This window comes from Myxococcus sp. RHSTA-1-4 (assembly GCF_020037125.1).
In the GTDB taxonomy this organism is placed as follows: domain Bacteria; phylum Myxococcota; class Myxococcia; order Myxococcales; family Myxococcaceae; genus Myxococcus.
In genome coordinates, this window is record NZ_JAIQDG010000002.1 from 82,998 (window position 1) to 107,173 (window position 24,176).

The 24,176-nt window shown below is 71.7% G+C and carries 21 protein-coding genes; 19 read left to right on the forward strand and 2 right to left on the reverse strand.

Translation table 11 applies throughout. The annotated features are described in order from the left end of the window. The first annotated feature begins 2 nt into the window (after nt 1-2). The 9 genes from K8638_RS03775 to K8638_RS03815 are packed head-to-tail and all read left to right on the forward strand — an operon-like array spanning nt 3 to nt 12,804. Nucleotides 3-305 carry a LysM domain-containing protein gene (locus tag K8638_RS03775; RefSeq protein ID WP_223753014.1) on the forward strand — a complete coding sequence of 101 codons (303 nt, stop codon included), beginning with the start codon at nt 3-5 and terminating at the stop codon, nt 303-305. A gap of 9 nt (nt 306-314) precedes the next feature. Further along, nucleotides 315-1,433: a phage late control D family protein gene (locus K8638_RS03780; RefSeq protein WP_223753015.1), complete on the forward strand. Its 1,119-nt coding sequence runs from the start codon at nt 315-317 to the stop codon at nt 1,431-1,433. Next, a complete protein-coding gene (locus K8638_RS03785; RefSeq protein ID WP_223753016.1) occupies nt 1,430-1,927 on the forward strand; it encodes a phage baseplate assembly protein V in 498 nt (165 codons plus the stop codon). The genes K8638_RS03780 and K8638_RS03785 overlap by 4 nt, the downstream gene beginning before the upstream one ends. Next, nucleotides 1,927-2,262 (forward strand): hypothetical protein, encoded by a 336-nt coding sequence (locus K8638_RS03790; RefSeq protein WP_223753017.1) that lies wholly within the window; start codon nt 1,927-1,929, stop codon nt 2,260-2,262. Before K8638_RS03785 ends, K8638_RS03790 begins: the two co-directional genes overlap by 1 nt. Continuing rightward, nucleotides 2,262-2,621 carry a GPW/gp25 family protein gene (locus tag K8638_RS03795; protein ID WP_223753401.1) on the forward strand — a complete coding sequence of 120 codons (360 nt, stop codon included), beginning with the start codon at nt 2,262-2,264 and terminating at the stop codon, nt 2,619-2,621. Before K8638_RS03790 ends, K8638_RS03795 begins: the two co-directional genes overlap by 1 nt. Nucleotide 2,622: 1 nt before the next feature. Next, nucleotides 2,623-5,100: a putative baseplate assembly protein gene (locus tag K8638_RS03800; protein WP_223753018.1), complete on the forward strand. Its 2,478-nt coding sequence runs from the start codon at nt 2,623-2,625 to the stop codon at nt 5,098-5,100. Then, on the forward strand, nt 5,097-7,916 hold the full coding sequence (locus K8638_RS45095) for a putative baseplate assembly protein (RefSeq protein ID WP_223753019.1): 2,820 nt from the start codon (nt 5,097-5,099) through the stop codon (nt 7,914-7,916). Before K8638_RS03800 ends, K8638_RS45095 begins: the two co-directional genes overlap by 4 nt. Next, nucleotides 7,913-9,961 (forward strand): hypothetical protein, encoded by a 2,049-nt coding sequence (locus K8638_RS03810; RefSeq protein ID WP_223753020.1) that lies wholly within the window; start codon nt 7,913-7,915, stop codon nt 9,959-9,961. The genes K8638_RS45095 and K8638_RS03810 overlap by 4 nt, the downstream gene beginning before the upstream one ends. Nucleotides 9,962-9,975: 14 nt before the next feature. Continuing rightward, on the forward strand, nt 9,976-12,804 hold the full coding sequence (locus K8638_RS03815) for a DUF6519 domain-containing protein (protein ID WP_223753021.1): 2,829 nt from the start codon (nt 9,976-9,978) through the stop codon (nt 12,802-12,804). A gap of 150 nt (nt 12,805-12,954) precedes the next feature. Here the strand turns inward: K8638_RS03815 and K8638_RS03820 are convergent, their stop codons facing one another. Further along, the gene (locus K8638_RS03820) at nt 12,955-16,158 is read right to left on the reverse strand and encodes an RCC1 repeat-containing protein (RefSeq protein ID WP_223753022.1); all 3,204 of its coding nucleotides are present in this window, start codon (nt 16,156-16,158) and stop codon (nt 12,955-12,957) included. 236 nt (nt 16,159-16,394) lie between these two features. Here K8638_RS03820 and K8638_RS03825 point away from each other — a divergent pair, with 236 nt between their 5' ends. Together K8638_RS03825 and K8638_RS03830 are read left to right on the forward strand one after the other, a co-directional pair. Then, entirely contained in the window at nt 16,395-17,741 is a 1,347-nt protein-coding gene (locus tag K8638_RS03825) for a DUF4157 domain-containing protein (RefSeq protein WP_223753023.1), read from the forward strand. Nucleotides 17,742-17,746: 5 nt separating this feature from the next. Further along, complete coding sequence (locus K8638_RS03830; RefSeq protein ID WP_223753024.1) at nt 17,747-18,397, forward strand: hypothetical protein; 651 nt, start codon at nt 17,747-17,749, stop codon at nt 18,395-18,397. A 38-nt stretch (nt 18,398-18,435) separates the two neighbouring features. Here the strand turns inward: K8638_RS03830 and K8638_RS03835 are convergent, their stop codons facing one another. Further along, on the reverse strand, nt 18,436-19,434 hold the full coding sequence (locus tag K8638_RS03835; protein WP_223753025.1) for a M23 family metallopeptidase: 999 nt from the start codon (nt 19,432-19,434) through the stop codon (nt 18,436-18,438). A gap of 278 nt (nt 19,435-19,712) precedes the next feature. Between K8638_RS03835 and K8638_RS03840 the strand changes: the two genes are divergently transcribed. From K8638_RS03840 to K8638_RS03875, 8 genes are all read left to right on the forward strand, one after another. Beyond that, nucleotides 19,713-20,234, forward strand: coding sequence for a hypothetical protein (locus K8638_RS03840; protein WP_223753026.1), 522 nt, complete (start codon nt 19,713-19,715; stop codon nt 20,232-20,234). Between the two features lie 9 nt (nt 20,235-20,243). Further along, nucleotides 20,244-21,008, forward strand: coding sequence for an endonuclease/exonuclease/phosphatase family protein (locus K8638_RS03845; protein ID WP_223753027.1), 765 nt, complete (start codon nt 20,244-20,246; stop codon nt 21,006-21,008). Nucleotides 21,009-21,151: 143 nt separating this feature from the next. Further along, nucleotides 21,152-21,613: a phage holin family protein gene (locus K8638_RS03850; RefSeq protein ID WP_223753028.1), complete on the forward strand. Its 462-nt coding sequence runs from the start codon at nt 21,152-21,154 to the stop codon at nt 21,611-21,613. Then, nucleotides 21,603-21,824 (forward strand): DUF3618 domain-containing protein, encoded by a 222-nt coding sequence (locus K8638_RS03855; RefSeq protein WP_223753029.1) that lies wholly within the window; start codon nt 21,603-21,605, stop codon nt 21,822-21,824. Before K8638_RS03850 ends, K8638_RS03855 begins: the two co-directional genes overlap by 11 nt. 45 nt (nt 21,825-21,869) lie before the next feature. After that, complete coding sequence (locus K8638_RS03860) at nt 21,870-22,070, forward strand: hypothetical protein (RefSeq protein WP_223753030.1); 201 nt, start codon at nt 21,870-21,872, stop codon at nt 22,068-22,070. A gap of 31 nt (nt 22,071-22,101) precedes the next feature. Continuing rightward, nucleotides 22,102-22,545 carry a hypothetical protein gene (locus tag K8638_RS03865; RefSeq protein WP_223753031.1) on the forward strand — a complete coding sequence of 148 codons (444 nt, stop codon included), beginning with the start codon at nt 22,102-22,104 and terminating at the stop codon, nt 22,543-22,545. A 52-nt stretch (nt 22,546-22,597) separates the two neighbouring features. Further along, entirely contained in the window at nt 22,598-22,903 is a 306-nt protein-coding gene (locus K8638_RS03870; protein ID WP_223753032.1) for a YtxH domain-containing protein, read from the forward strand. Between the two features lie 340 nt (nt 22,904-23,243). Beyond that, on the forward strand, nt 23,244-24,176 hold the full coding sequence (locus K8638_RS03875; protein ID WP_223753033.1) for a hypothetical protein: 933 nt from the start codon (nt 23,244-23,246) through the stop codon (nt 24,174-24,176).

A 24,176-nucleotide genomic window follows, 5' to 3' on the forward strand; every position in this document is an offset into this window, starting at 1 on the left:
GCATGTTCGACCCCACCAGCCGGTACGCCTCGCTCGAGGTCGCCACCCACCACGTCACCGATGCCCGGGGCGAGCGGCGCGAGGTGCGCTACGTGCGCCGCCGCTTCCTGCCGCCCCTGGACGAGCAGGTGCCGCTCGTCGAGCACCTGCTCACCGAGGGGGAGCGGCTGGACCACCTGGCCGCGCGCTACCTCAACGACCCGGCCCAGTCCTGGCGCCTGTGCGACGCCAACGGCGTGCTCCACCCCGACGAGCTCGAGGAGCGCGTCGGCCGGATGGTGCGCGTCGCCACCACCTTCCGCTGAAGGACGGGAATGCTGGCCGGGGAACTGGGAGTCCGACTCGTCCTGTGGATGGGAAGAACCATCCCGCTGCCGCCGCCTCCGGCGGTCGCCAACGCGCTGACGCGCGTGGAGGTGACCAACGACGCGGACGGCGGCGACGGCTTCCAGCTCACCTTCTCCCTGTCCAAGGACCGTGTCATCGACTACGGGCTCGTCCAGGACGGCACCCTGGCGCCCTTCACCCGGGTGGTGATTGGCGTGCTGATGGGGGCGGTGCCGGAGGTGCTCATCGACGGCATCATCACCCATCAGGAGCTGACGGCCAGCGGCGAGCCGGGGCAGTCCACCCTCACCGTCACCGGGCGTGACGTGAGCGTGATGATGGATTTGGAGGAGAAGAACGGCAAGTACGAGAACCAGCCGGACTTCGCCATCTTCACCCGCATCATCGCGGAATACGCGCTCTATGGCCTCGTGCCCCAGGCCTTGCCCACCACCGACATCCCCATCTTCCTGCAGCGGATTCCCCGCCAGCACGAGACGGACCTGCGCTTCATCCAGCGCATGGCCCAACGCAACGGCTATGTCTTCTACGTGGAGCCCGTCACCTTCGGCGTGAACAAGGCCTACTTCGGCCCGGAGGCGCGGCTGAGCGTCCCGCTGCCAGCCCTGTCGACGAACCTGGGGCCCTTCAGCAACGTGGAGTCGCTCAGCTTCAGCCTGGACGGGTTCTCGCCCGTGACGACCGCGCTGGCGCTGCTCGAGCCCATCTCCAAGACGGGAATCCCGCTGCCGCCGCTGCCCTCGCTGCGGCTGCCCCCGCTGGCGCTGATGCCCGTGCCAGCCAGGCGCAAGGCCCTGGAGCGTGAGGCGGCCAAGCAGGGGCCGGGGCAGGCGGTGGCCACGGCCGTGGCGGCCGCCACCCGCACGCCGGACCCGGTGACGGGCTCCGGGCAGGTGGACGGGGTGCGCTACGGCGCGGTGCTGCGGGCGCGCCGGCTGGTGGGCGTGCGCGGCGCGGGCTTCAGCTTCGACGGCAACTACTACATCCGCCGGGTCTCCCACCGCATCGAGCGGGGGCGCTACACCCAGAGCTTCTCGCTCTCCCGCGAGGGGACCGGCGCCCTCCTTCCCGTGGTGAGACCATGAGCCAGTTCCTGGGCAAGTACCGGGGCGTGGTAACGGACATCCAGGACCCCCTCATGCTGGGCCGCGTGCGCGCGCGCGTCCCCGATGTGATGGGGGACCAGGAGAGTGGCTGGGCCATGCCCTGCGCCCCGTACGGCGGCAGCGGCGTGGGCTTCTTCGCCCTGCCCAAGGTGGGCGCGGGCGTGTGGATTGAGTTCGAGCACGGCGACCCGGACTACCCCATCTGGGTGGGCTGCTGGTGGGGCTCGCCGGCCGAGGTTCCTCCGGCGTTGCTGGCCCCGCCCTACAAGAAGGTGATGCTGCGCACCGAGGCCGGCCACAGCATCGTGCTGGACGACACCCCGGGCGTCGGCGGCATCACCCTGGAGACGGCGGACGGGGCGAAAATCGTCCTCAACGCCACCGGCATCGAAATCGACAACGGGAAGGGCGCGCTGCTGAAGATGGCGGGCCCCCAGGTGACCGTGAACAACGGCGCGCTGGAGATCACCTGATGCCGGGCTACCTCGTACACGTGGGCGCGCAGATTCTCTGTCCCCACGCGGGGCAGACGTCGGTCGTCTCCTCCAACACCCGGGTGAAGGTGGCGGGACAGTTCGTGGCCACCCTCAGCGACAACTACATGGTGGCGGGCTGTCCGTTCACCATTCCGGGCCCCTCGCCCCAGCCGTGTCTCAAGGTGCAGTGGCTGGTGGGCGCGGTGCGGGTGAAGGTGATGGGCCAGCCAGCCGTCCTCCAGGACAGCACCGGGCTGTGCCTCAACCCCATGCAGGCGCCCCAGGGCGCGCCGAACATCGCGGTGGTGCAGCCGCGGGTGAAGGGGGCGTGATGCAGCTCAAGCATCCATTCCACATCGACCGGCGGGGACGCACCGCCGCGGCCGACACGGACGAGGAGCACCTGAGGGACCTCATCGAGCAGGTGCTCTTCACCGCGCCCGGGGAGCGGGTCAACCGCCCCACCTTCGGCAGCGGCCTGGGGCAGCTCGCGTTCGCACCCAACAGCGAGGCGCTGGCCGCGGCGGCGCAGGTGGGGGTGCAGGCGGCACTGCTGCAGTGGTTGGGGGACCGCATCCAGGTGGAGGCCGTGCAGGTGCGGAGCGAGGAGTCCACGGTGCGGGTGACGGTCCAGTGCATCGTCCGGCGCACCCTGCAGCGCCGGCTCATGACATTCACCCGCGAGGTCTGAGATGGGGACGCAGTACCGCTGCGACAATGCCCGACGCCGCCAGCGCCTCGCCGACCCGGCGGCCCCGGTCAACGGCATCGACTACCTCGAGGTGCTGGACGCCCGCGCCGCCGCCGTGCCCACCGCGCGCCAGCGCACGCTGCTGGTGCGCTGCTTCAAGCCCGTGGCCGCGCTCAGCGAGGCAAACGTCCGCATCTCCGGAGGCGTGCGCATCCAGTCCATCCAGGTGGGGTGGGCACGCCCCGCTCCGGCCGTGCCGGCGGACAGGACCACCGAGGCCGAGCGGACCTTCTTCCAGTCGCTCCCCGACGCCGCCAACGTCCTGGTGGTGCGGACGGACTCCCCGGGGGACTTCTCCCGCTACCGGTTGTCCCTCTCGGCCAGCGGCTTCGACCCGAAGAGCCGCGAGGTGGACTTCTCCTTCAAGGTGGAGAGCCCCAGCGAGTTCGACTGCCGGGTGGATGGGGCTCCCGCCGCCGCGCCCGCGCCCGCGCTGCACATCGACTACCTGGCCAAGGACTACGCCAGCTTCCGCCAGTTGATGCTGGACCGGCTGGCGGTGGTGACGCCGGACTGGACGGAGCGCAACCCCGCGGACCTCGGCATGGCCCTGGTGGAGGTGCTGGCCTACGCCGCGGACCGCCTCAGCTACTACCAGGATGCGGTGGCCACCGAGGCCTACCTGGCCACCGCGCGCAGGCGCGTCTCGGTGCGGCGGCACGCGCGGCTGCTGGACTACGTCGTCCACGAGGGCTGCAACGCGCGCGCGTGGGTGCGGCTGACGGTGGAGGAGGGCGTGGACGGGCGCACGCTCCCGGCCGGAGCCGTCCTGCTGACCCGCGTGGACGCCCCCCGCGGCCCGCTGGCCTACGAGAAGCTGGAGGAGTCACTCCATGCCGGCGCGCAAGTTTTCGAGACGATGGCGCCGCTGAAGCTCCACGCCGTGCACAACGAGCTGCGCTTCCACGCCTGGGGTGGGGACCGCTGCCTGCTGCTGACCGGCGCCACCGAGGCGACCTTCGTGGACCCGGCGGCCCGGCTGAAACTGGAGGCCGGTGACGTGCTGGTGCTCGGCCAGGTGCGCGGCCCCCGGACGGGCCTGGCGGTGGACGCGGACCCCACGCTGCGGCATGCGGTGCGCCTCACACACGTGGAGGCCACGCGGGACGAGCTCCTCGGCGTCGACGTGGTGAACGTCCGGTGGGCGGATGAGGACGCGCTGCCCTTCGACCTGGAGCTGGGCGAGGACGACGCGCCGGCCGCCGTGGCCTGGGGCAACGTGGTGCTGGTGGACCATGGTTACACCCCGCCCTCGGGGCAGGTGCTGCCGGCGCTCCCCTCCACGGGGCGCTACCGGCCCGTGCTGGAGTGGGGCCCCGTCACCCGGCAGGGCCAGGTGAAGGACGCGGACCGTCAGCTCGTCCCCTTCGACGCGGGCGCCTCCGCCACCGCCGCCCTCCGCTGGGCGGTGGAGGATGCCCGGCCCGTCATCTTCCTCGAGGACGAGGAGGCGCCGGAGCGGCGGTGGCTGGCCGTGAGTGACTTGCTGGAGAGCGACCGCTTCTCCCCCCACTTCGTCGTCGAGTCCGAGGAGGACGGCAGCGCCTTCCTGCGCTTCGGGGACGGCATCATGGGACGCAAGCCGCAGGGGGGGCTGCTGGCCCGCTACCGCGTGGGCAATGGGCGCATGGGCAACGTGGGCGCGGAGACGCTGGCCCACGTCGTCCTGCACCCCACCGACGGGACGCTCAACGCCACCCTCCAGGGCATCCTCGACGTGTCCAACCCGCTGCCCGCCGTGGGCGGCGTGGACCCGGAGTCGCTCGAGCACGTCCGGCAGAACGCGCCCTACGCCTTCCGGCGCCACGAGCGCGCCGTCACCGCGGAGGACTTCGCGGCGGCCGCCGAGCGCCACCCGGAGGTGCAGAAGGCCGTGGCCACCCGGCGCTGGACGGGGAGCTGGCCCACCCTCTACGTCACGGTGGACCGCTATGGGGGGCGCCCGGTGGACGACGCCTTCCGGGAGGAGCTGCGCGACTTCCTGGAGCGCTTCCGCCTGGCCGGGCACGACCTGGAGATCGCCGCGCCCATCTTCGCGCCGCTGGACATCGGGCTGACGGTGGGCGTGGCGCCGGGACACTTCCGCGGCGACGTCAAGGCCGCGCTGCTCGAGGTCTTCAGCAGCGGAGAGCTGCCCGGCGGCCGGCGCGGTTTCTTCCACCCGGACCACTTCACCTTCGGCCAGTCCGTGTATCTCAGCCAGCTCGTCCATGCGGCCATGCGGGTGCCGGGCGTGGCCTGGGTGGACACCAGCGAGCGCGCGCCGCTGCGCCGCTTCCAGCGCTTCGGTCAGGCGAGCAACCGGGAGCTGGAGACCGGCGGCATCCGCGTGAAGTCGTTGGAGATCATCCGCCTGGACAACGACCCGAGCCAGCCTGAAAACGGCAAGCTGGAGTTCCACCTGGAGGGGGGCCTGTGAGCGCGAGCACGCTGGACGCGGCGCACGAAGGAAGCTCCACCGGCGAGGCCGCCACGCCCTCGCGCCAGAACGCGCCCGGCCGCCCGGCGCTCGAGTACCGCATCGGCACCCACGCGCAGTTCCTCCAGCGCATGCTGGCGCGGCTGCCACACGTCAGCCCCGGGGCGGGTGACGCCGCGGGGACGCGGCCCCTGGCGGCGCTCACCACCCGCACCCTGGACGACCCGTCCATCGGGTTGCTGGATGCGTGGGCCACGGTGCTGGACGTGCTGACCTTCTACCAGGAGCGCATCGCCAACGAGGGCTACCTGCGCACGGCCACCGAGCGCCGCTCCGTGCTGCAGCTGGCGCGCGCCATCGGCTACGAGCTCAACCCGGGCGTGGCCGCGAGCACCTGGCTGGCCTTCATGCTGGAAGAGGCCGTGGGCTCGCCCACGAGCGCCAGGGTGCCTCGGGGCACGAAGGTGCAGAGCCTGCCGGGGCAGGGGGAGCTGCCGCAGACCTTCGAGACGTCCGACGAGCTCGACGCGCGCGTGGAGTGGAACACGCTGCGCCCCCGCCTCACCCAGCCGCAGCTCCTGCGGGCCCAGGGCGACAAGCTCTACCTGGAGGGGCTGGACGGGACGCGGGTGGCCGCCGGCCACATCGTCTTCTCGGGTACGGCCACGAAGCTGAACCCGGGGGACCAGCTGCTGGTGCGCACCCCCACCGGCGCCGTCACCGTGCGCGTGCGCGGCGTGGCGGTGGATGCGAAGGCGGGCACCACCGTGGCGGAGCTGGCGGAGACGAAGCGGGTGCCTCCGCTGTCCCCGCCGCCGCCGCCGATGGGGAAGGTGGACCTGGAGCCCCTGCCTCTCACCCCGGCGACGGTGAAGGAGCGAATCCTCCAGCGCCGCTGGCGCGAGTCGGACCTGTCCTCCTTCATGAGGGTGCAGCGCTGGAAGCCGGAGGAGCTGCTCCAGCAGGTGGCCACGCTGCCCGCCGCCGAGGTCGCCACCGGCGTGCCCGACACGGGGGAGACGGAGATATACGTCTTCCGCCAGCGCCTGGGCTTCTTCGGGCACAACGCGCCCGCCTACACGAAGCACCATGAGCCGTTCCCCGACTGGGACGCTGGCGGCGGGACGACCGTCTGGACCCGCTCGAAGCGCACCGAGGTGTACTCCGCGACGCTCGGCGCGGACGTCTTCCTCGAGCGTGGCGTCCCCGAAGTGCTTCCGGGGACATGGGTATACGTCCAGAGCACCCCGGCGGCCTCGGGCCTCTTCAAGGTGGCGGACGTGGTGGAGTCCTCCCTGGCCGACTTCGCACTGAGCGGCCGGGCCACGGGCCTGTCGCTGAGGAACCCGGACGGGACGGCCCTGCCCTCGGACGTGACGAAGCGGCCCGCCTTCCAACTGCGGCAGAGCGTGGCCTTCGTGCAGAGCGAGCGGCTGCGCGAGGCCGCCCTCCCCGTCACCGAGGCGCTGGAGGAGGGGGTGGTGGCTCCGGGGGGCAAGCGCAGCGTGCAGGGCGTGCTGCGGCTGAGCCTGGAGCGCATGGTGCTGGGCCTGAAGGCGGGGCAGGCGGTGGTGGTGACGGGGGAGGAGGTGGCGGGCTCTCCGGGTGTGCGCACCGGGGTGACGCGCAGCGAGACGGCCGTGCTGGCGGACGTGGAGCACGCGGGAGGCAGCACCACGCTCATCTTCCGCGGGCCGCTGGCGTACCGGTACGCGCGCGAGACGGTGACGGTGAACGCCAACGTCGTCGCCGCCACCCACGGGGAGACGGTGGAGCGCGAGGTGCTGGGCAGCGGAGACGGTGGGCGCGCCCACCAGCGCTTCACGCTGAAGAAGAAGCCGCTGACGTACGTGTCGGCGCCCACGCCCAGCGGCGCGGAGAGCACCCTGGAGGTGCGCGTGGACGGCGTGGAGTGGACGGAGGTGCCGTCGCTGCACGGGCTGACGCCCGACAGCAAGGCCTACGTGGTGCGGATGGCGGACGACGGGACGGCGACGGTCCTCTTCGGCGACGGCCAGCAGGGCTCGCGCCTGCCCACGGGGACGGAGAACGTGGTGGCCCGCTACCGCGCCGGCCTCGGCCCCGCGGGCGAGGTGGACGCGGGCCGGCTCACGCTGCTGCTGTCCCGGCCCCTGGGCATCCGCTCGGTGGCCAACCCCGTGCCGGCCCTGGGCGCCGCCAACCCCGAGGGGCTGGACGACGCGCGCGCCAACGCTCCGCTGCGGGTGCTGACGTTGGAGCGCATCAGCTCCGTGCGCGACTACGAGGACTTCGCCCGCGCCTTCGCCGGCATCGGCAAGGCCCAGGCCACCGTGCTCTGGGGCGGCAACGGGCGCTTCGTGCACCTCACCGTGGCCGCCGCCAGCGGGGACTCCGTGCCGCGGATCTCGGCGCTCTACCAGAACCTGATGGCCGCGCTGGCCGAGGCCAGCGGCGCGGCCCACGAGGTGCGCATGGATGGCTACGAGCCGCGCTTCTTCAAGGTGGATGCCGGGGTGGTGGTGGAGCGCCGCCGGGTGGCCGCCGAGGTGCTCGCGGAGGTGGAGGCCGCCCTCCAGGCGCACTTCTCGTACGCGCGGCGGGCCTTCGCCCAGCCCGTCACCGCCTCCGAGGTGCTCTCCGTGATGCAGGGCGTGCGCGGCGTCATCGCCGCCCACCTCACGGCGCTGCACCGGGTGGACCAGCCGGCGGCGGGAGGGCACGCGCTGCTGCCGGCGAGCCCGGCCCGCTGGGACGTGGGCCGGCGTGAGGTGCAGGCCGCGGAGCTGCTCCTCTTGCAGCCGGGAGGCGTCTCCCTGGTGGAGGTGGCGCCGTGACGACGTCCCGACGCGAGCAACTGTACGCGCTGCTGCCCGGCTTCTACCGCCTGCGCGACGCGGCCCAGGGCGAGCCGCTGCGCGCGCTGCTGGCGGTGATGGAGGAGCAGCTCCGCGCCGTCGAGCAGGACATCACCACGCTGCACGACAACTGGTTCATCGAGACGTGCGAGGAGTGGGTCGTCCCGTACATTGGCGAGCTGCTGGGCGTGCGCAGCAGCCTGCACCCGGTGAACCCGGGCACCTACAGCCAGCGCGCCTACGTGGCCAACACGCTGGCCTACCGGCGCCGCAAGGGCACTGCCGCGGTGATGGAGCAGCTCGCCCAGGACGTGACGGGGTGGCCGGCCCGCGCGGTGGAGTACTTCCAGCGGCTGGCCATCACCCAGCACCTGAGCCACCCCCGGCCGGGCAACGTCGCACTGGCCTCGGTGCGCGACAGCGCCCCGCTGGAGCTGCTCGGCGGCCCCTTCGACCCGGTGCCGCACACGGTGGAGGTGCGCCGGGCGGAGTCAGGGCGGGGACGCTACAATCTGCCCAGCGTGGGGCTCCTGTTGTGGCGCCTGGAGGCGTACCCCGTGGAGGAGGCCCCGGCCACCCCGGTGGCGGGCGTCCCCGGCGGCTTTCGCTTCAGCCAGCTCGGGCACGACCTGCCCCTCTTCAACCCCGCTACCGCCGAGGCGGACATCTCCCACCTGGCCTCGGAGGAGAACGTGGCCGGGCCGCTGCGCCGCCGCGCGCTGGACGCGGAGCTGGTGGCGCGCCAGCAGGGCCTCGCGCCGCGGAGCGGCTACTTCGACGTGGACCAGCCGGTGTTCCAGGTGCTGCGCGACGGCGTGCCGGTGCCCCTCTCCGAGCTCGCCATCAGCAACCTCGCGCAGTGGCGCGTGCCGCCCGCGGGCCGGGTGGCGGTGGATCCGGTGCTGGGGCGCATCGCCTTCCCGGCGGAGCCGGGCCAGCGGGTGACGGTGAGCTACCACTACGGCTTCAGCGCCGACGTGGGCGGCGGCATGTACGACCGGAGCCAGGAGGTGCGGGACGGCGGCACGCCGGTGCGGGTGCAGGGCGGCGGTACGAAGCTCCAGGACGCGCTCGCCGCCTGGGTGGCGGCGGGACGCCAGCCTACCGTCCTCGAGATTGCCGACAACGAGGCCTACACGGTGGCGGACGTGAGCGTGCCCGGGGTGGCGGCCACGGCCGGGGTGCCTTCGCTGGAGATTCGCGCGGCCGATGGCAAGCGCCCGCTCCTGCGGCTCTCCGCGCCCTGGGCGCTGACGCTGGCCGAAGCGTCCTGGCTGCGCCTCAGCGGATTGCTCGTCTCGGGACAGGGGCTGGAGGTGGAGGCCACCGGAGACGCGGTGCTGGAGCTGCGGCACTGCACGCTGGTGCCGGGGTTCTCCCTGGGAGGGGACGGGCAGCCGGTGACACCCGAGGCGCTCAGCGTGAGCTCGGCTGGCGGCGCGGGGCGGCTGGAGCTGCGCCTGGTCCGGTGCATCAGCGGCCGCCTGTCGCTGCCCCGCTCGGCGGACGCCACGACGGTGGTGGTTCGGGACAGCATCCTCGACGGCGCGGGAGGCGCGGCGCACGTGCTGTCCGCGGGCACCGCCGACCTCGAGCGCACCACCGTCTTCGGGAGCACGGACGTGGTGGTGCTCGAGGCGAGCGACACGCTCTTCACCGGCGCCGTCACCGTGCAGCGCCTGCAGCTGGGCTGCGTGCGCTTCAGCTACGTGCCTCCTGGTTCCATTGTCCCCCGTTCGTACCGCTGCCAGCCGGAGCTGGCGTCGCGGGGTGTGCCGGAGGCGGAGCAGCCGGCGGTGTGGGCCCGGCTGAGGCCCTCCTTCGTCTCGACGCGCTATGGGCAGCCCGGCTACGCGCAGCTCGAGCAGGGCTGCCCGGACGCGCTGCGCCGGGGCGCCAGCAACGAGAGTGAGATGGGCGTCTTCCAGTACCTCTTGCAGCCGCAGCGCGAGGCCAACCTGCGCGCGGCGCTGGAGGAGTACCAGCCCGTGGGGCTCGAAGCGGGCATCTTCTACGTCACCTGAGGGAGAGTCACCGGATGAAAGCCGACTTCACGCGCCGCACGTTCTCTCAAGGGAAGCACTACAGCGGCGTGCGCATGCAGCAGGGGCGCGTCCAGCTCGATGCGGACTGGAACGAGCTGGTCGACATCCAGGCCCACCTGCACCGCACCCAGGGCGCCGACGTGTTCGGGCAGAGCGGCGCGCCCAAGCCCCAGCAGGGCGCCCACTTCCAGCTGGGCGTCACGGAGTCCGGCGCGGACCTGACCCTCGCGCCGGGCCGCTTCTACGTCGACGGCATCCTCTGCGAGCTGGAGCAGGGGTCGAGCTACCTGGGCCAGCCGGACCTGCCCACGCCGCCCTTCGTCACGGGCGAGGGGGGCGCGCGGGCGCTGGCGCTGGAGACGGGCACGTACCTGGCCTACCTGGATGTCTGGGAACAGCTCGTCACGGCCCTCGAGGACCCGGGCATCCGCGAGGTGGCCCTGGGCGGGCCGGACACCACCGTGCGCACGCGCACCCTCTGGCAGGTGAAGCTGGCCAAGGTGAGCGGCGACCCGGCGGCGACGGGCTGGACGCCCTCGCTGCCGGCGCCGGGCACCGGGACGCTCATGGCGCGGGCCCAGCCGTCCGCGTCCGGCGGTGAGCCCCTGCTGGTCCCCGCGGGGGCCGGTTACCGGCGGCTGGAGAACCAGCTCTACCGCGTGGAGGTGCACGCGGTGAGTGAGTCGGGGCGGGTGACGGCCAAGTGGAGCCGGGACAATGGCGCGGTGGTGGCGCCGTGGCTGTCCGGCAGTGGGGACTCGGTGACGATTGGCGGCTCCGGCCGCAACGAGCTGCTGGGCTTCACCTCCGCCGCGTTCGTGGAGCTGACGGACGACGCCCGGGAGCTGCAGGGGCAGGGCGGGTTGCTCTACGGAGTGAAGGCGGTGAACGGCGCCATTCTCACGCTCGACACCACCGCCGCGGGCTCGCCGGGGACGTTCGACCGGGCCGCCTTCCCGCGCAACCCGAAGGCGCGGCGCTGGGAGGGCCGCCTGGAGTGGGAGAGCGGCTCGGGGGCCCCGGACTGGCTGGCCCTGGAGGATGGCGTGGAGGTGAAGCCCTCCGCCGGCACCTTCCGCGTGGGGGACTATTGGCTCATCCCGGCCCGCCACCTCACGGCGGACGTCGAGTGGCCGCGGGACGGTGTCGGCTCGCCCCTGCCTCGGCTGCCCCACGGCGTCGCTCACCACTACGCGCCCCTGGCGGTGGTGCGCAAGCCGGCGGTGGGAAACCCCTCCGTGGAGGACCGGCGCAAGGTGTTCCCCGCGCTGACGGCCCTCACCGCGAAGGACGTGGGCTTCGACTCCACCGTCTTCGGCTCGGCGGAGGTGGAGACCGTCCAGGAGGCGCTGGACCACCTGTACCGGGTGCGGCGCGAGTGGGCCGTCATCCTGCTGCCCGGGGATGACGTGGTGGAGGCCTTCGCCCAGATTCCTCCGGGAACGGGCGTGCGCGTCCACTTCGGCCCTGGCACGTTCACCCTGACGCAGGCCATCCACCTGACCGAGCGGGGCGACATCCAGATTTCCGGCAGCGGGCCGGCCACCCGCATCATCCGGACGGGAGGGGAGTCGGTCTTCTCCTTCCTCCGGTGCGGGAGCGTGCTGGTCAGGGACCTGCACGCCGAGGCGGGGAGCGTCGAGCACAAGCAGGGCCTGCGCGGCCCAATCGCGTTCGAGGACTGCCCGTCGGTGACGGTGGAGAACGTCTCCGTCAAGTGCGGCGCGGACTGGCGGCGCGGCACGGCGTGCATCTCCGTGCGCAACACGCCTTCGGACACGCCCGCTCCGGTCCCCACCACCGCGCGCATCCGCTCGTGCGACCTGAAGGTCGGCCACCAGCAGGTCGGCATCCTGCTCCTCGACGTGGAACGCTCGCAGGTGGAGGACAACGTCATCACCACCTACGCGAAGCCGGCGGCGCTGGACGCGGGAAGTCTGGTGGACACCCCGGAGTACCGAGGGCTGGTGCGGCGGCTGCTGATGACGCGGCTGCGGCTGCTGATGGATCCGCTGGCCGAGCCGGATGCCGTCGTCAGTGGCGGGATGTTTGGCTCCTACCACGTGTACTTCGATGCGGACCCGAGCCTGCGGCTGGCCTGGCAGGACCTCCTGCGGGTGGTCGCCCCCACCGTGCCGGAGTCGGAGGCGGGCAAGCCCTGGAAGCTCGCCGCGCGCCTGCAGATGCTCGCGGAGGACATCTTGCTGACGCGGGGGGTGCCCGGTATCCCGAACCTCCTGAGCACGACCATCACCACGTTCCGCAACTGGTTCGAGCGCCTCCGGGCCGCCTCTCCGGCGGTGGCCTCGCAGGGCATCACCGTGGCGGGAGCGCGGGCCACCGAGGTCCGCATCCGGGACAACACCCTCCGGGACGTGCTCCAGGGCATCCACATGGGCGTCAGCCAGCGCGCCAGCAGCCGTGCCGTGGGAGGAACGCTCCGGCGGGCCGGACGCGTCCACATCACCGGCAATGAGGTCCACGTGCTGATGACGGCCGAGTCCCTGGGAGAGCGGCACGGCATCTTCGTGGGCAACTGCGACACGTTGCTGCTCGAGGACAACCACGTGCGTGTCGCGCGCAAGACCTTCCTCTCGCAGCTGGGCATCGACGCCATCCGCGTGTACGGCTCGTTCGGACGGCTGCTGACCGTTCAGCGGAACCACGTCGTCAACCCGGCGGTGGAGCCGGACAACGTGGGCTTGCGCGTGAAGGCCCTCAACAGCGGCGACTTCCCCACGTCGCTGTGGCGCATCACGGACAACGTGTCCGTCTGCCAGACGCCCGAGCTCATCGACCTCGCCCCTCCCACGCTGGGTTGACGTGAAGAGGGGGCAGGGTTAGCGTTCCGTTCGCTGGTTCTGCTGGTGCAGCCGTAGGCCGACAGGCGCAAGCTCTAAGGCTCAAGGAAGGCGTTCGATCCCCATGCCAGCAAAAAGGCCCCTCACGGGGCCTTTTCTTTTTGGGGCTGGCTACCGGTACACCGGGAGGGGATGGGGGCTCATGCCCATCTCGCCGTTGCCCAGCTGGCCGTACTGGTTGCTTCCCCAGGCCCATAGGCTCCCGCTGCCCGGATGCACGGCCAGCGAATGGGAGCTTCCTGCATCGAGCAGTCCCATGGGTTTGAGCAGTCCGGTGACCTGGACGGGCGTGGTGCGATTGGTGGTGGTTCCATCCCCGACCTGCCCATAGCCGTTGTAGCCCCAGGCCCACACCAAGCCATCCGCGAGCCGAGCCATGGAGGAGCTGACGCCCCCCGCGATAGCCACCACGCCGGTCAGAGCCTGGACCTGGACCGGCGCGGTGCGTTGGGCGGTCGTCCCATCCCCCAGCTGGCCGTTGCCGTTGTAGCCCCAGGCCCAGACTGTTCCATCCGACAAGAGCGCGAAGGATTGGTGGCTCGCCGCCACGATGGCCAGCACTCCGGTGAGGCCCGGAACCTGGGATGGGGTCGCGCGCTGGGTGGTGGTTCCATCCCCGAGCTGCCCGTGGCCGTTGTAGCCCCAGGCCCAGACCGTTCCATCGGACCTGCGTGCCACGGAATGAGACGAACCGGCCGAAACTTCCACGACCCCGGTCAGGGACGTCACCTGGACCGGCGCGTTGCGTTGGATGTTCGTCCCGTCTCCCAGTTGGTTGTTGCTATTGCTGCCCCAGGCCCACACTGTCCCGTCGTTGCGTACGGCCAGGCAATGGCTGTCTCCGGCCGAAATGCCCACGATGCCGGTCAGTGGCGTCACCTGGATGGGGCTCAAGCGGTTGGTGGTGCTGGCATCCCCGAGCTGACCGCTGTTGTTGAGTCCCCAGGTCCACACGGTGCCGTCCGAGCGCAGCGCAACGCCATGGCCGTAACCCGCGGAGACCTTGGTCACGGTGTTCAGGTTCGGAATCTGCACGGGCTGGAGCCGCACGTTCGTCGTCCCATCTCCGAGCTGGCCAGTCCGGTTGAAGCCCCAGCTCCACACCGTGCCTGCCGTGCTCACCGCCAGGGTGAAGTCGGGCCCACCGGCGGCGGCCGTGACCTGGACGAGGTTGTTCACCGGAGCCGCGGTCCTGCGCCGGGGGTCGATACCGTTGCCGAGCTGGCCTTCGGAGTTGCTTCCCCAGGACACCACCTGCTTGTCCGACCGCAGCGCCAGGTTGTGCTCGTTGCCCGCCGCGATGGCGGTGATGCCGGAGAGTGTCTGCACCTGTGCCGGAGTCGTGCGATTCACGAAGCCGCCATCTCCGAGCTGGCCCACGGAGTTCGCTCCCCAGGCCCAGACCGTCCCATCCGACCGTAGCGCGAGGGCGTGGGTGCCTCCCGCGCTGATGGCGGTCGCGCCAGAGAGGCCCGGCACCTGGACAGGGCTCGTGCGGGTGGTGACAGTCCCATCTCCGAGCTGCCCGCTGCCGTTGTAGCCCCAGGCCCACACGGTGCCGTCGGAGCGCAGTGCCATGGAATGAATGGCGCCGCTATCGATGGAGACCACGCCGGTGAGGTTCGATACGGGGACAGGGGTCAGGCGGTTGGTGGTGGTGCCATCCCCGAGCATGCCGTAGGCATTGTAGCCCCAGCTCACCACCGTGCCGTCCGTGCGCAGGGCCAGGGAGAATGAGTTGCCGGCAATCACTGTCTTCACGCCTGTCAGGTTCTGCACCAGGACCGGAGTCAGGCGGTTGGTGGAGGTGCCATCTCCGAGCTGGCCGTACTGGTTGTTTCCCCAGGCCCACACCGTGCCATCCGAGCGTACGGCCAGGCTGTGTCCATTGCCGGCGGAAACGGCCACCACGCCAGTGAGGTTCTGCACCTGGACCAGCGCGGTACGCGCGCTGGTGGAGCCGTCCCCGAGCTGGCCAGCGTAGTTGCTTCCCCAGGCCCACACGGTGCCATCCGTGCGCAGGACCAGTGAGTGGTTGTACCCCAACGCCAGCTCGCGGACGTTGTTCAGGGTGAGGCTCGCGAGTGTGGGTACCAGGCGGCTGGCGCCCGTCCCATCCCCGAACATGCCAACGAAATTGCTCCCCCAGCCCCAGATGGTGCCGTCCGAGCGCCGGGCCACCGAGTAATTCATGCGAGCATGGAGCTTCGTCACCGCGCTCAGGCTTGGAACGTAGGACAGGACGCGTGACCCGGTGGTCGTCCCGTTTCCGAGCTGGCCAAAGGTATTGCTGCCCCAGGTGAAGACGGCCCCCTCCTCGAGGAGGACGACCGAGTGCTGGTGCCCGGCGGCAATGGCGCTCACTCCCGCGATTTTCGGTACCTGGAAGGGCCTGTTCCGGCTGGCCGTGTTGTCGTCGCCGAGCTGGCCCTGGGCGTCATGCCCCCAGGCGGACACCGTGCCGTCGGTGCGCAGCGCCAGTGAGTGGAGGTCCCCCGCCGCGAGCGCCTTCACGCTGCTCAGGGGGGTGATGACGACGGGCCGGGTGCGCTGGGTGTTGGTGCCATCCCCGAGCTGGCCGTGGGTGTTGTCCCCCCATGCGTGGACCGCGCCGGTGGTGAGCAGGGCCATCGAGTGGGCGCCGCCGGCCACCACGAGCTTCACGCTCGCCAGGTTCTGCACGATGACGGGCGTCAGCCGGTGGATGTTGGTGCCATCCCCGAGCTGGCCGTGGGTGTTGTCACCCCAGGCCCTCACCGTTCCGTCCGTGAGGACGGCCAGCGAGTGGTAGCCGCCCGCCGCGATGCCTGTCACGCCGCTCAGGCCCGGAACCTGGACGGGCACCTCGCGCGGGGTGGTGGTGCCGTCGCCGAGCTGGCCGGAGGAGTTGCTTCCCCACGCCCACACCGTCCCGTCCGCGAGCAGGGCCAGCGAGTGGTGCTCCCCCGCGGCGATGGACACCGCGGTGCTCAGGCCCGACACCTGGACCGGCTTGTATCGGCGCAGGGTCGACCCGTCACCCAGCTGACCGGAGAAGTTCTCACCCCATGCCCACACCGTGCCATCCGCGCGGAGGGCCAGCGAGTGCAGGGCGCCGGTCTCCACGGAGGCCACGTTCTTCAGCTCCGGCACCGCGACGGGTTGGCGCCTCCGATTCGTGGTGCCGTCACCCAGTTGCCCCACGGCATTGTCGCCCCAGGACAGCACCGTGCCGTCGTTGCGCAGCAGCAGCGTGTGCGAGGCCCCGGTGACCAGCGACGTCAGTTCCTCCTGGCCAGCCGTCAGGAGCGTCTTCGTGGATGTCGTATCGGGCATGGGTCCCCCAGGGAAGCGGCGCGTAAGGCTATCATCACTGATGCACTGACAAGCTTGTGATTCATCACGGCGGCGACGTGCGCTCAGGCGCGCACGCGGTCGGCGTCTGCCTCGGGACGTGCGTCAGCTCGTGGGCCCGCAGTTGCCGCCCCGCCGGAACGAACGCATTGTGTATCCTGTCCTCCGCGAAAGAGCCGTGTCCAGCGCGTGACGGAAGAGAGGAGTAGGCTTGGCTCATGCGCACGCTCACACCCAAGGCGGGCCCGTCCGAGCCCCGTTCGAGGCTCGGGCGCCATTCCTTCCGCGTCGTCCCGAGAACCGACTCACGTGAGCAGCAGGCCGAGTCCCAGGCCTCCTCGCTCCTGCCCCAGCCGCGGAGGGGGCCGACGACGCGCGGCGGCTCACGCGCCGAGGCGGCCTCGTCGCACTCTCTCGGACTGGGGGCGGGGCAGCCCCTGCCGGCCGCCGAGCGTCGCTTCCTGGAGCCCCGGTTCGGCCATGACTTCAGCCGGGTGCGCATCCACGCGGACGCGCAGGCCCACGCCGCGGCCGAGTCGCTCGGCGCGCGGGCCTTCACGCATGGCGACGACATCGCCTTCGCGCGCGGAGTCTGGCCCGCGCGCTCCCTGGCGGATCGCCAGACGCTCTTCCATGAGCTGACCCACGTCACCCAGGCGGCCCCTCCGGGGGAGGTGATGCGAGAGGAAGCGCAACAGGCGAAGAGCCCCGCGCCCGAAGGGCAGACGTTTCCGTTCGCGGGCCTGTCGCCCGCGGAGCTGGCCAGCTACGTCGACGAGAAGGTGACGGGGCTGGGGGTGAACCTGGTGCGAGGCCAGGTGGACCTCGCCCTGGAGGGACAGGACAAGACCCTCAGCGTTCCACTCTCCTGGTTCGACACGAAGGTGTACAACGTCCTACCCGTGATTCCCGTGTACGCCTCCCGCACGAAGGCCCTGGCCGAGCTCGCGGGCTATCCCGCCGGCCTCCGCGCCCACGGAATGGAGCCGGTGGGTTTCTACCAGGACGCGGGACTCGTCTGGCCCACCCTGCTGAATCCCCAGACCGCGCCGCGCATGTTCTCCGTCTTCCCCCAGGCGCTCGACGCGGCGAGGCGGGACGCGAAGGCGACCAGCGAGCTCTTCGCGAACCTGCTCTTCTGGTACATCGGCGCCCGCTTCATCCCGGGGGGGACGCCCTCCGTGCCGAAGACTCCCGCGGCGGCGCCCAAGGCGGCACCCAAGCCCACGCCCAAGCCCGCCGCGGCGGCCGGCTCGGTGCTGTCGACCGGGGCGAAGGAGACGCTCAAGAAGCTGGCCGGCAAGGACCAGGCCCTGATGCAGGAGGCCATGGAGCTGGCCGCGACGCGTGGGAAGACGGGCTTCCTGGATGACGTGGGCGCGCTCGCGGAGACGGTGGGCAAGCGCATTCCTGGTGGGCAGGTGCACCTGCTCGGGGAGGTGGAGGGCGCGCAGGTCTTCGGCTCGCTCGTCTCGGGGACGGGCATTGTCTCGCTCAAGGGCGTCACCCAGGTCGTCAAGATGAGCGCGGGCAAGCTCGTCCAGATTCTGGGCCCCTTCCGGTGAAAACCATGACTCCCTCCGGTGTCTCCAGCCCCCTGCCTCCGGAGTCCTACGGAGAGCTCACCGCCGCCTTCGAGCGCATCCTCGCCCCGTGCCGCTCCGGGCGTTGGTTCTTCGCTCCTTCCTCGCCGTCGGAGTCCTCCGGGCAGGAGCTGCTCGAGGCGCTGCGGCGCGCCGCGCCGGCCGGTGCCGCGGCGCTTCCGCCCGTGGAGGTGGTGCGCTCCGGAGCCGAGGAGCTGCGGCCGCTGCTCGCGCGGGCGCGCTTCGACCCCGAGCGCCCCGCGGATTCCTGGCGCCAGGAGGCCACGCGGCGGCTGTCCGCGCGGCTGGCCGAGGTCCGCGACGAGCGCTGGTTCCAGGCCCGCATCGGCCCCCCGCTGTGGCCCATTCCCGGACAGCCCACCATCTGCCGGCCGCTCGTGGCCGACCGGAACCTCCCTGGCTCGGTGACGACCGACACCGGCTCCCAGGAGGCGCTCTGGCTCCTGCTGTGTCAGGCCGAGTTCGACGTCTGGCACGCGCTCCAGTGGCTCGCCGCGGGGTTGTCGCCGGAGGACAACCCCTTCGAGCCCTGGGTGAGGCTTCAGGCGGCAGGCTACTTCCCGCTGGGCGTGCTCGACGGGCGACTCATCCTGTGGACGCTGGCGCCGCCGAAGTAGGGACGGCCGCTCCGCGCGGGGAGGTTGAAGAGTCCGGGTTACGGTGCCCCCAGCTCGGTGGACCCGCTGGCCACGCCGGGCGCGGCGGACGGGAAGAAGTCGAGCCGGAGCAGCACTTCGCCGTCCACCCAGAGGTCATCCGCCTTCACGCCCCAGTGGAGGTGGGGGCCGGTGACGCGGCCGGTGCTGCCCACGAGGCCCAGGCGCTGTCCCTGCTTCACGCGGGTGCCTTTCTTCACGGTGATGCGGGACAGGTGGAAGTACGTCGTATAGAGGCCGGCGCCGTGGTGGACGATGACCGTCTTCCCGGCGGAGTAGTTGTCGCGCGTCATCACCACCGTGCCGTCATTGGCGGCGGTGACGGGGGTGCCCGGGTCTCCGTCGATGTCCACGCCGAAGTGCTGGCTGGACAGCTTGCCGTTGAAGGTGCGCCGGTCTCCGTAGGGCGCGGTGATGCGGTCCTGCCGGGGCCAGGCGAAGTTCTGCCCGAAGAGCGGGGCCGCGAAGGGCTGGGCGAAGGCCGCCGCGAAGGCGCGCCGGTCCGCCGCCATGCGGGCCTTCACGCCCGGGGGCGGCTCCACGTACTTGCCGGACACCTTCAGCTCGCGCTCGGGGTAGCCCGGCTCCAGCACGCTCAGCGTGCCGGTCAGCTCCACCGGCGCGGCGCCCGGGGCGGCCGGGCCCAGCACCTTCACCGCGGCCGTGCCGGCGCCCAGCTCCACCGGCAGGCCGGTGATGGCCATGAAGCCCTCGCCCCAGGGGAAGAAGCGCAGGGGGCGCCCGCCCAGCGTACCCGAGGGCAGCTCCGCCATGCCTCGCACGGCCACCACCACCGGGTCTCCCGGCTTGGCCGCGGCGGGCTGCAGCGTCAGCAGGGGACGCCCCTCGGCCAGGGGCGGCGTCTCGACGCCACGGGGCGCGGAAGCGGCGGGCAGCGGGGACGACTCGGCGGCCCGGGCCTTCGCACCGAGGGCGAGCAGGGCGAGCAGCAGGTAGGGCGAGTTGGAATACTTCCGGCCGGCGGAGAGCGGAGGCATGGGGCCGTTCTTACACCACGGAAGGCGCTGCTCTTCCCAGGGTTGGAAGGTGCTTGGAGCGCTTGCCGCCCTGGCTGCTCCCATGAGCTCCGCCGCCTGCCCAGCGGGGGAGCGGTGTCCGCCTGACATTGTCGGTACTTGAACGGGGGCCCGGCGGCGGAGCGGTGCCCGCCGGGCCGGAGGGGAAGCGGGCGGGCGGGGCGCGTGCCGCCAAGGCGTACCCGGGGACCCGGCGGCTCCCTAGCTTGTGGGCGGACTCGATGCTTGGAGATTCGCGGATGCCTCGTCCCTATAGCTACGACCACTTCCAGGTCCCGAAGACGCTGCCCGCGCAGAAGCGCGGCCTGCGGCACGAGGACAAGGCGCGGGTGAAGAAGTCCGGCGCCCATCCGGAGGCGATGGGAAGCCACGAGGGCATTCACTACGGGAAGAGCCACGCCCGGACGGAGGCGCTCTACCAGGCCCACCAGATGGAGGCGGAGCTGGAGGAGCTCGCCCGCCCCGAGCCGGACGCCAAGTTCACCCATGGCCCCGCGTTCAAGCCGGCGAAGGCGAAGAAGCGCGCCGCCCAGGTGCCCGCTCCCGTCATCGGTGGCACGGTGCCCATCGGCGCGCTGCCTCCCACGAAGGAGCTGCCTCCGCGCGGGCGGCTGGCGGACCTGGTGGACGAGGCCCAGCGCCAGCTCCAGGCCATCCAGGGCGGGCTGGGCGACGCGGTGAAGGCGGTGACGCGGCTGGCGTCGCTGCCCATGGAGGTGGTGCGCCTCGCGGCCCGCCGTCTTCGTCCCCTCGGTGGGTGAGCCGCTCGCGTGGAGCTGAAGCTCGTCTCGTACAACATCCACAGCGGCATCGGCACGGATGGCCGCTTCGACCTGGACCGGGTGGGCGCGGTGCTCCGCGAGGTGAACGCGGACGTCATCGCCCTCCAGGAGGTGGGGGACTTCCGCGCCGTCACGCCCCGGGAGGACCAGCCCGAGCACCTGGCGGACATGCTCGGACTGCACATGGCCTTCGGTCCCAACGTGGTCCGCAACGGCCGGCGCTACGGCAACGCGATTCTGTCCCGGCTGCCCATCCTCAAGTCGAAGAACTATGACCTGCGCGTGGGGCGCCGCGAGCCGCGGGGCGCGCTGCGGTGCGACCTGGACCTGGGCGGCGGCAAGCAGCTCCACGTCTTCAGCCTCCACCTGGGGCTGGGGATGAGCGAGCGGCGCCGGCAGGAAGCGCTGCTGCTGTCCTCGGACATCCTCCGCGAGGCCGCGCGCAAGGACCCGCTGGTGGTATGCGGGGACTTCAACTACCTGGGCAACGGGCCGGTGCCGGCGCTGGTGCGCCGGGCCATCCACGACGCGGCCCTGGAGCTGCGCGCTCCCGCCCGCACCTATCCCACCCGGCTGCCCCTGCTGCGGCTGGACCGCATCTTCGTGGATGCGGGGGTGCGCCCCCTGGACATCCACCCCCACCGCACGGAGCTGAGCCGGGTGGCGTCGGACCACCTGCCGCTGGTGATGCGGCTCGAGGCGCCCATCGCCGTGGAGGCCCCCCTCTCTCCTCCGGTCCAGCTCATCGGCTAGCCTGCGGAGGGACTGGCGGGCGCGTTCAGTGGCCGACGCTTGCGAACGCCGGACATATCCGTCGTGACGTGGTTGTCGCGCGGAGGCGGGGTGCCTAGGTTGGCCCCCACCCGAGAGGACGTGGGCGCCGGCCGGAGAAGCACATGCAGATGGGCAGTGAACAGACCGACCGCGGCATCTCCGCGCTGGTCGGGCGCATGGCGGATGGCTTCAGCCGTCTGGTGACGCAGCACCTGCAGCTCGCGCGGCTGGAGCTGGCCGAGGACATCAAGGCCACGGGCCTGGACGTGGCGATGATTGCCGCGTTCGTGCCCTTCATCCTGGTGGGCTATGCCTTCGTGTGCGGTGCGCTGGCGGCGCTGCTGTCCACGTGGCTGGGCTGGGCCGGGGCGCTGGGCGCGGTGGGGCTCGTCAACCTCGTGGGGGGGGCCGGGGGAGCGCTCTGGGCGGTGAAGCGGCTGCAGGCGCGCCGTGTGATGGATGACAGCTCGCAGGAGCTGTCGCGCAGCATGGCGGCGTTGACCCACTCCGCTTCGGGGAACGGTGTGAATACGCTCCGCGGCGCGAACAGCGAACTCTTCAAGGAGCCGCCGAATGGCCGCTAGCAATGGACTTCCCAAGGCCCCCCCTCCTCGGAGCAGCGCCGAGCTGCGCGCCGAAATCGAGCGCACGCGCGCGGAGCTGGCCACGTCCGTGAGTGCCCTGCGCGAGGAGGTGGCCGAGGCCGCCGACTGGCGCCAGTGGGTGCGCCGTCATCCGTACGCGTGTATTGGCGGGGCCTTCATCGTGGGCTACTGGCTGGGCTCGCGCCGGTAGGCGGACGCTTTTTCGTTTCACCCCCTGAAAGAGGAGATGGCTTCGATGGAGATGAACCCGCAGCAGATGGCCGACAGGGCCCGGCAGCTCCAGGACCGCGTGGTGCCGCAGCTCGACGAGGCCCGGCAGAACCTGGTGGACCTGAACACCCGGGTGGTGGGCTTCATCCGGGCCAACCCGGGCACGTGCCTGCTGGGCGCGGTGGCCATTGGCTTCCTCGTCGGCCGCATCGCCTCGCGCCGTTGAGCGTTCCCGAAGAACACGAGAGAGGGCATTCATGACGACCTATCCAGGCGCGGGCAACGGCTCGCCCCAGTCGCAGCAGGGCGGCGGCAACGGAGGCTTCGGACAGCGGGTGGACCAGATTGGCTCGGAGGCGCAGCAGCTCTGGACGGACGCGCGCGGCGCGGTGACGGACCTGGGCCAGACGCTGGACCTGCGGGGCCGAGTGGAGCGCAACCCGTACGGGATGATGGCGGCGGCGCTGGGCGTGGGCTACCTCCTGGGCGGCGGGCTCTTCACTCCGCTGACGGCGCGCATCGTCCGCCTGGGCGTGCGGCTGGCCGCGCTGCCCTTCGTCAAGGACGAGCTGCTGGGCATGGCCGAGCAGGCCTTCCAGGGCTACCAGACGGGCCGTGGCATGGCCGGCGCCGGAAGCTCGGAGAGCACTGCCTCTGCGAATGCCACGTCCGCGGGGACTCCGCGCCCTCCCACCTACTAGTCTGGACGTCCTACCCACCTGACCTTGCCGTATCCACCCCCTGGAGTCGCGAATGGTGAACCTCAACTCCCTCAAGAAGCTGGACAAGGACGACCTGCTGCACCTCATCGGTCTGGAGACCCGCCGTGACACGACGGAGCAGCTCCTGCCGGTGCTGGGCGCGTTCGCCGCGGGCATCCTGGTGGGCGCGGGCCTGGGCCTGCTGCTCGCGCCGAAGCCGGGCAACCAGCTCCGGGATGACCTCAAGCAGCGCCTGGCGAGCGGCCAGGAGTACCTGACCAACGCCGTGGGCCGCGTCACGGGCGAGAGCGCCCAGCCGCAGCAGGGCGCGCAGCCGCCGGTGTCCCGCACCGCCTGATTCGCTCTGGCGGCTGTTTCGTGAAGGCCCTCATTCGTGCCGGAGACGGCATGGGTGGGGGCCTTCTCATTGGGGCCGGGTGCTGCATCAAGAAGTTCCCGGCCACGGCCACCGAGAGCTGCGGAGTCACGGCTTCGGAGGTGGCGGAGGTCCTCAACGGTGCGCGCGTCCTCAACCTCCGCTTCAGCCCTGGCGTGCGGCCCCCCATGCCGTGCTCGATTCCCTGGACGACTGCTCTACGGCCGGGCCGCCCGCCCCTGTTCATGTGCGGGCCTCCCCCTCATCCGGGATCGCCGCAGGATGGAGTCTTCTCGTCGCGGGCCGGATAGAGTCGGGCGCCGTGAGTGAGAAGAAGCAGGGCGGGATGTCGCGGCTCCCCGGGCTGGAGTCCTCCGCTGGCACGGGCCCGGACGCCGCGCTGGCGCGCCTGCGCGCGCTGGAGACACTGGAGTCCGGCTACGAGGCCTGGCTGGAGCTGAAGCTGGAGCACGCCGCCTTCCGCGCGCGCATTCGTGAGGAGCGCGAGCGGCTGGACCAGCAGGGCTCGTTCCTCCTGGGCGCGGTGCGCGCGGCGGGGCTGGCTCCCGCGTCGAAGCCGGACGAGCCGGGCCTCGTGGCCGCGTCCGCCCCGGCAGGGGACTTCCTCCGTGACGCTGAAGCGAAGCTGGCCACGGCCCGTGAGTCGCTGGCACAGCGAGAGGCGGAGGAGGAGGCCCGCTACACGGCGGCCTTCGCGGAGATTCGCGCCACGCTGAAGGACCGCGCCCAGCGCTACCTGAGAGCGAGCCGGCCACAACTGACGTTGCTGCTGCGCCGCGTGGGCGCGGAGCGCTCCATCCTCCACCTGGAGCGGCTGTCCGGGGACACGCCGGTGCTGCTGTGCTTCCTGCTGACGGGGCGCATTCCGTCGAGGCACGGCTTCCTGCTGGATGACTCCACGGAGGACGTGGCGCTGTCGCCCGCGCCGCTCTATCCCGACGAGGGCGTTGCTCCTGAGGAGGTGCGTCCGGACGCGGCGGGGCTGGAGGCGCGGGTGCGCGGGGCAGGGGAGGTGGTGCCGTTGAAGGGCTTCCTTCCCGTGTTCATCCCTCGCCCTGGAGGAGGGGAGGACTTCTTCCGCCTCCTCCAGCGCGGCGCCGTGCTGGAGGTGGAGGTGGCGGAAGGGACGGCCTTCCGCAACGTCCTCACCCGCGAAGAGGCGGAGCGCTTCGCGGGACACCTGCTGCGCCTCAAGCTCCAGGGGAGCATCGACCTGGAACTCGAGGCGGGCTGA

Bases quoted from the DNA above. Each gene is read 5' to 3' on its own strand.
- K8638_RS03795 (WP_223753401.1), top strand. From the start codon at position 2,262: ATGCAGCTCAAGCATCCATTCCACATCGACCGGCGGGGACGCACCGCC.
- K8638_RS03780 (WP_223753015.1), top strand. From the start codon at position 315: ATGCTGGCCGGGGAACTGGGAGTCCGACTCGTCCTGTGGATGGGAAGA.
- K8638_RS03820 (WP_223753022.1), bottom strand. From the start codon at position 16,158: ATGCCCGATACGACATCCACGAAGACGCTCCTGACGGCTGGCCAGGAG.
- K8638_RS03840 (WP_223753026.1), top strand. From the start codon at position 19,713: ATGCCTCGTCCCTATAGCTACGACCACTTCCAGGTCCCGAAGACGCTG.
- K8638_RS03775 (WP_223753014.1), top strand. From the start codon at position 3: ATGTTCGACCCCACCAGCCGGTACGCCTCGCTCGAGGTCGCCACCCAC.
- K8638_RS03870 (WP_223753032.1), top strand. From the start codon at position 22,598: ATGGTGAACCTCAACTCCCTCAAGAAGCTGGACAAGGACGACCTGCTG.
- K8638_RS03855 (WP_223753029.1), top strand. From the start codon at position 21,603: ATGGCCGCTAGCAATGGACTTCCCAAGGCCCCCCCTCCTCGGAGCAGC.
- K8638_RS03785 (WP_223753016.1), top strand. From the start codon at position 1,430: ATGAGCCAGTTCCTGGGCAAGTACCGGGGCGTGGTAACGGACATCCAG.
- K8638_RS03830 (WP_223753024.1), top strand. From the start codon at position 17,747: ATGACTCCCTCCGGTGTCTCCAGCCCCCTGCCTCCGGAGTCCTACGGA.
- K8638_RS03860 (WP_223753030.1), top strand. From the start codon at position 21,870: ATGGAGATGAACCCGCAGCAGATGGCCGACAGGGCCCGGCAGCTCCAG.
- K8638_RS03790 (WP_223753017.1), top strand. From the start codon at position 1,927: ATGCCGGGCTACCTCGTACACGTGGGCGCGCAGATTCTCTGTCCCCAC.
- K8638_RS03815 (WP_223753021.1), top strand. From the start codon at position 9,976: ATGAAAGCCGACTTCACGCGCCGCACGTTCTCTCAAGGGAAGCACTAC.
- K8638_RS03835 (WP_223753025.1), bottom strand. From the start codon at position 19,434: ATGCCTCCGCTCTCCGCCGGCCGGAAGTATTCCAACTCGCCCTACCTG.
- K8638_RS03825 (WP_223753023.1), top strand. From the start codon at position 16,395: ATGCGCACGCTCACACCCAAGGCGGGCCCGTCCGAGCCCCGTTCGAGG.
- K8638_RS03800 (WP_223753018.1), top strand. From the start codon at position 2,623: ATGGGGACGCAGTACCGCTGCGACAATGCCCGACGCCGCCAGCGCCTC.
- K8638_RS03850 (WP_223753028.1), top strand. From the start codon at position 21,152: ATGCAGATGGGCAGTGAACAGACCGACCGCGGCATCTCCGCGCTGGTC.
- K8638_RS03865 (WP_223753031.1), top strand. From the start codon at position 22,102: ATGACGACCTATCCAGGCGCGGGCAACGGCTCGCCCCAGTCGCAGCAG.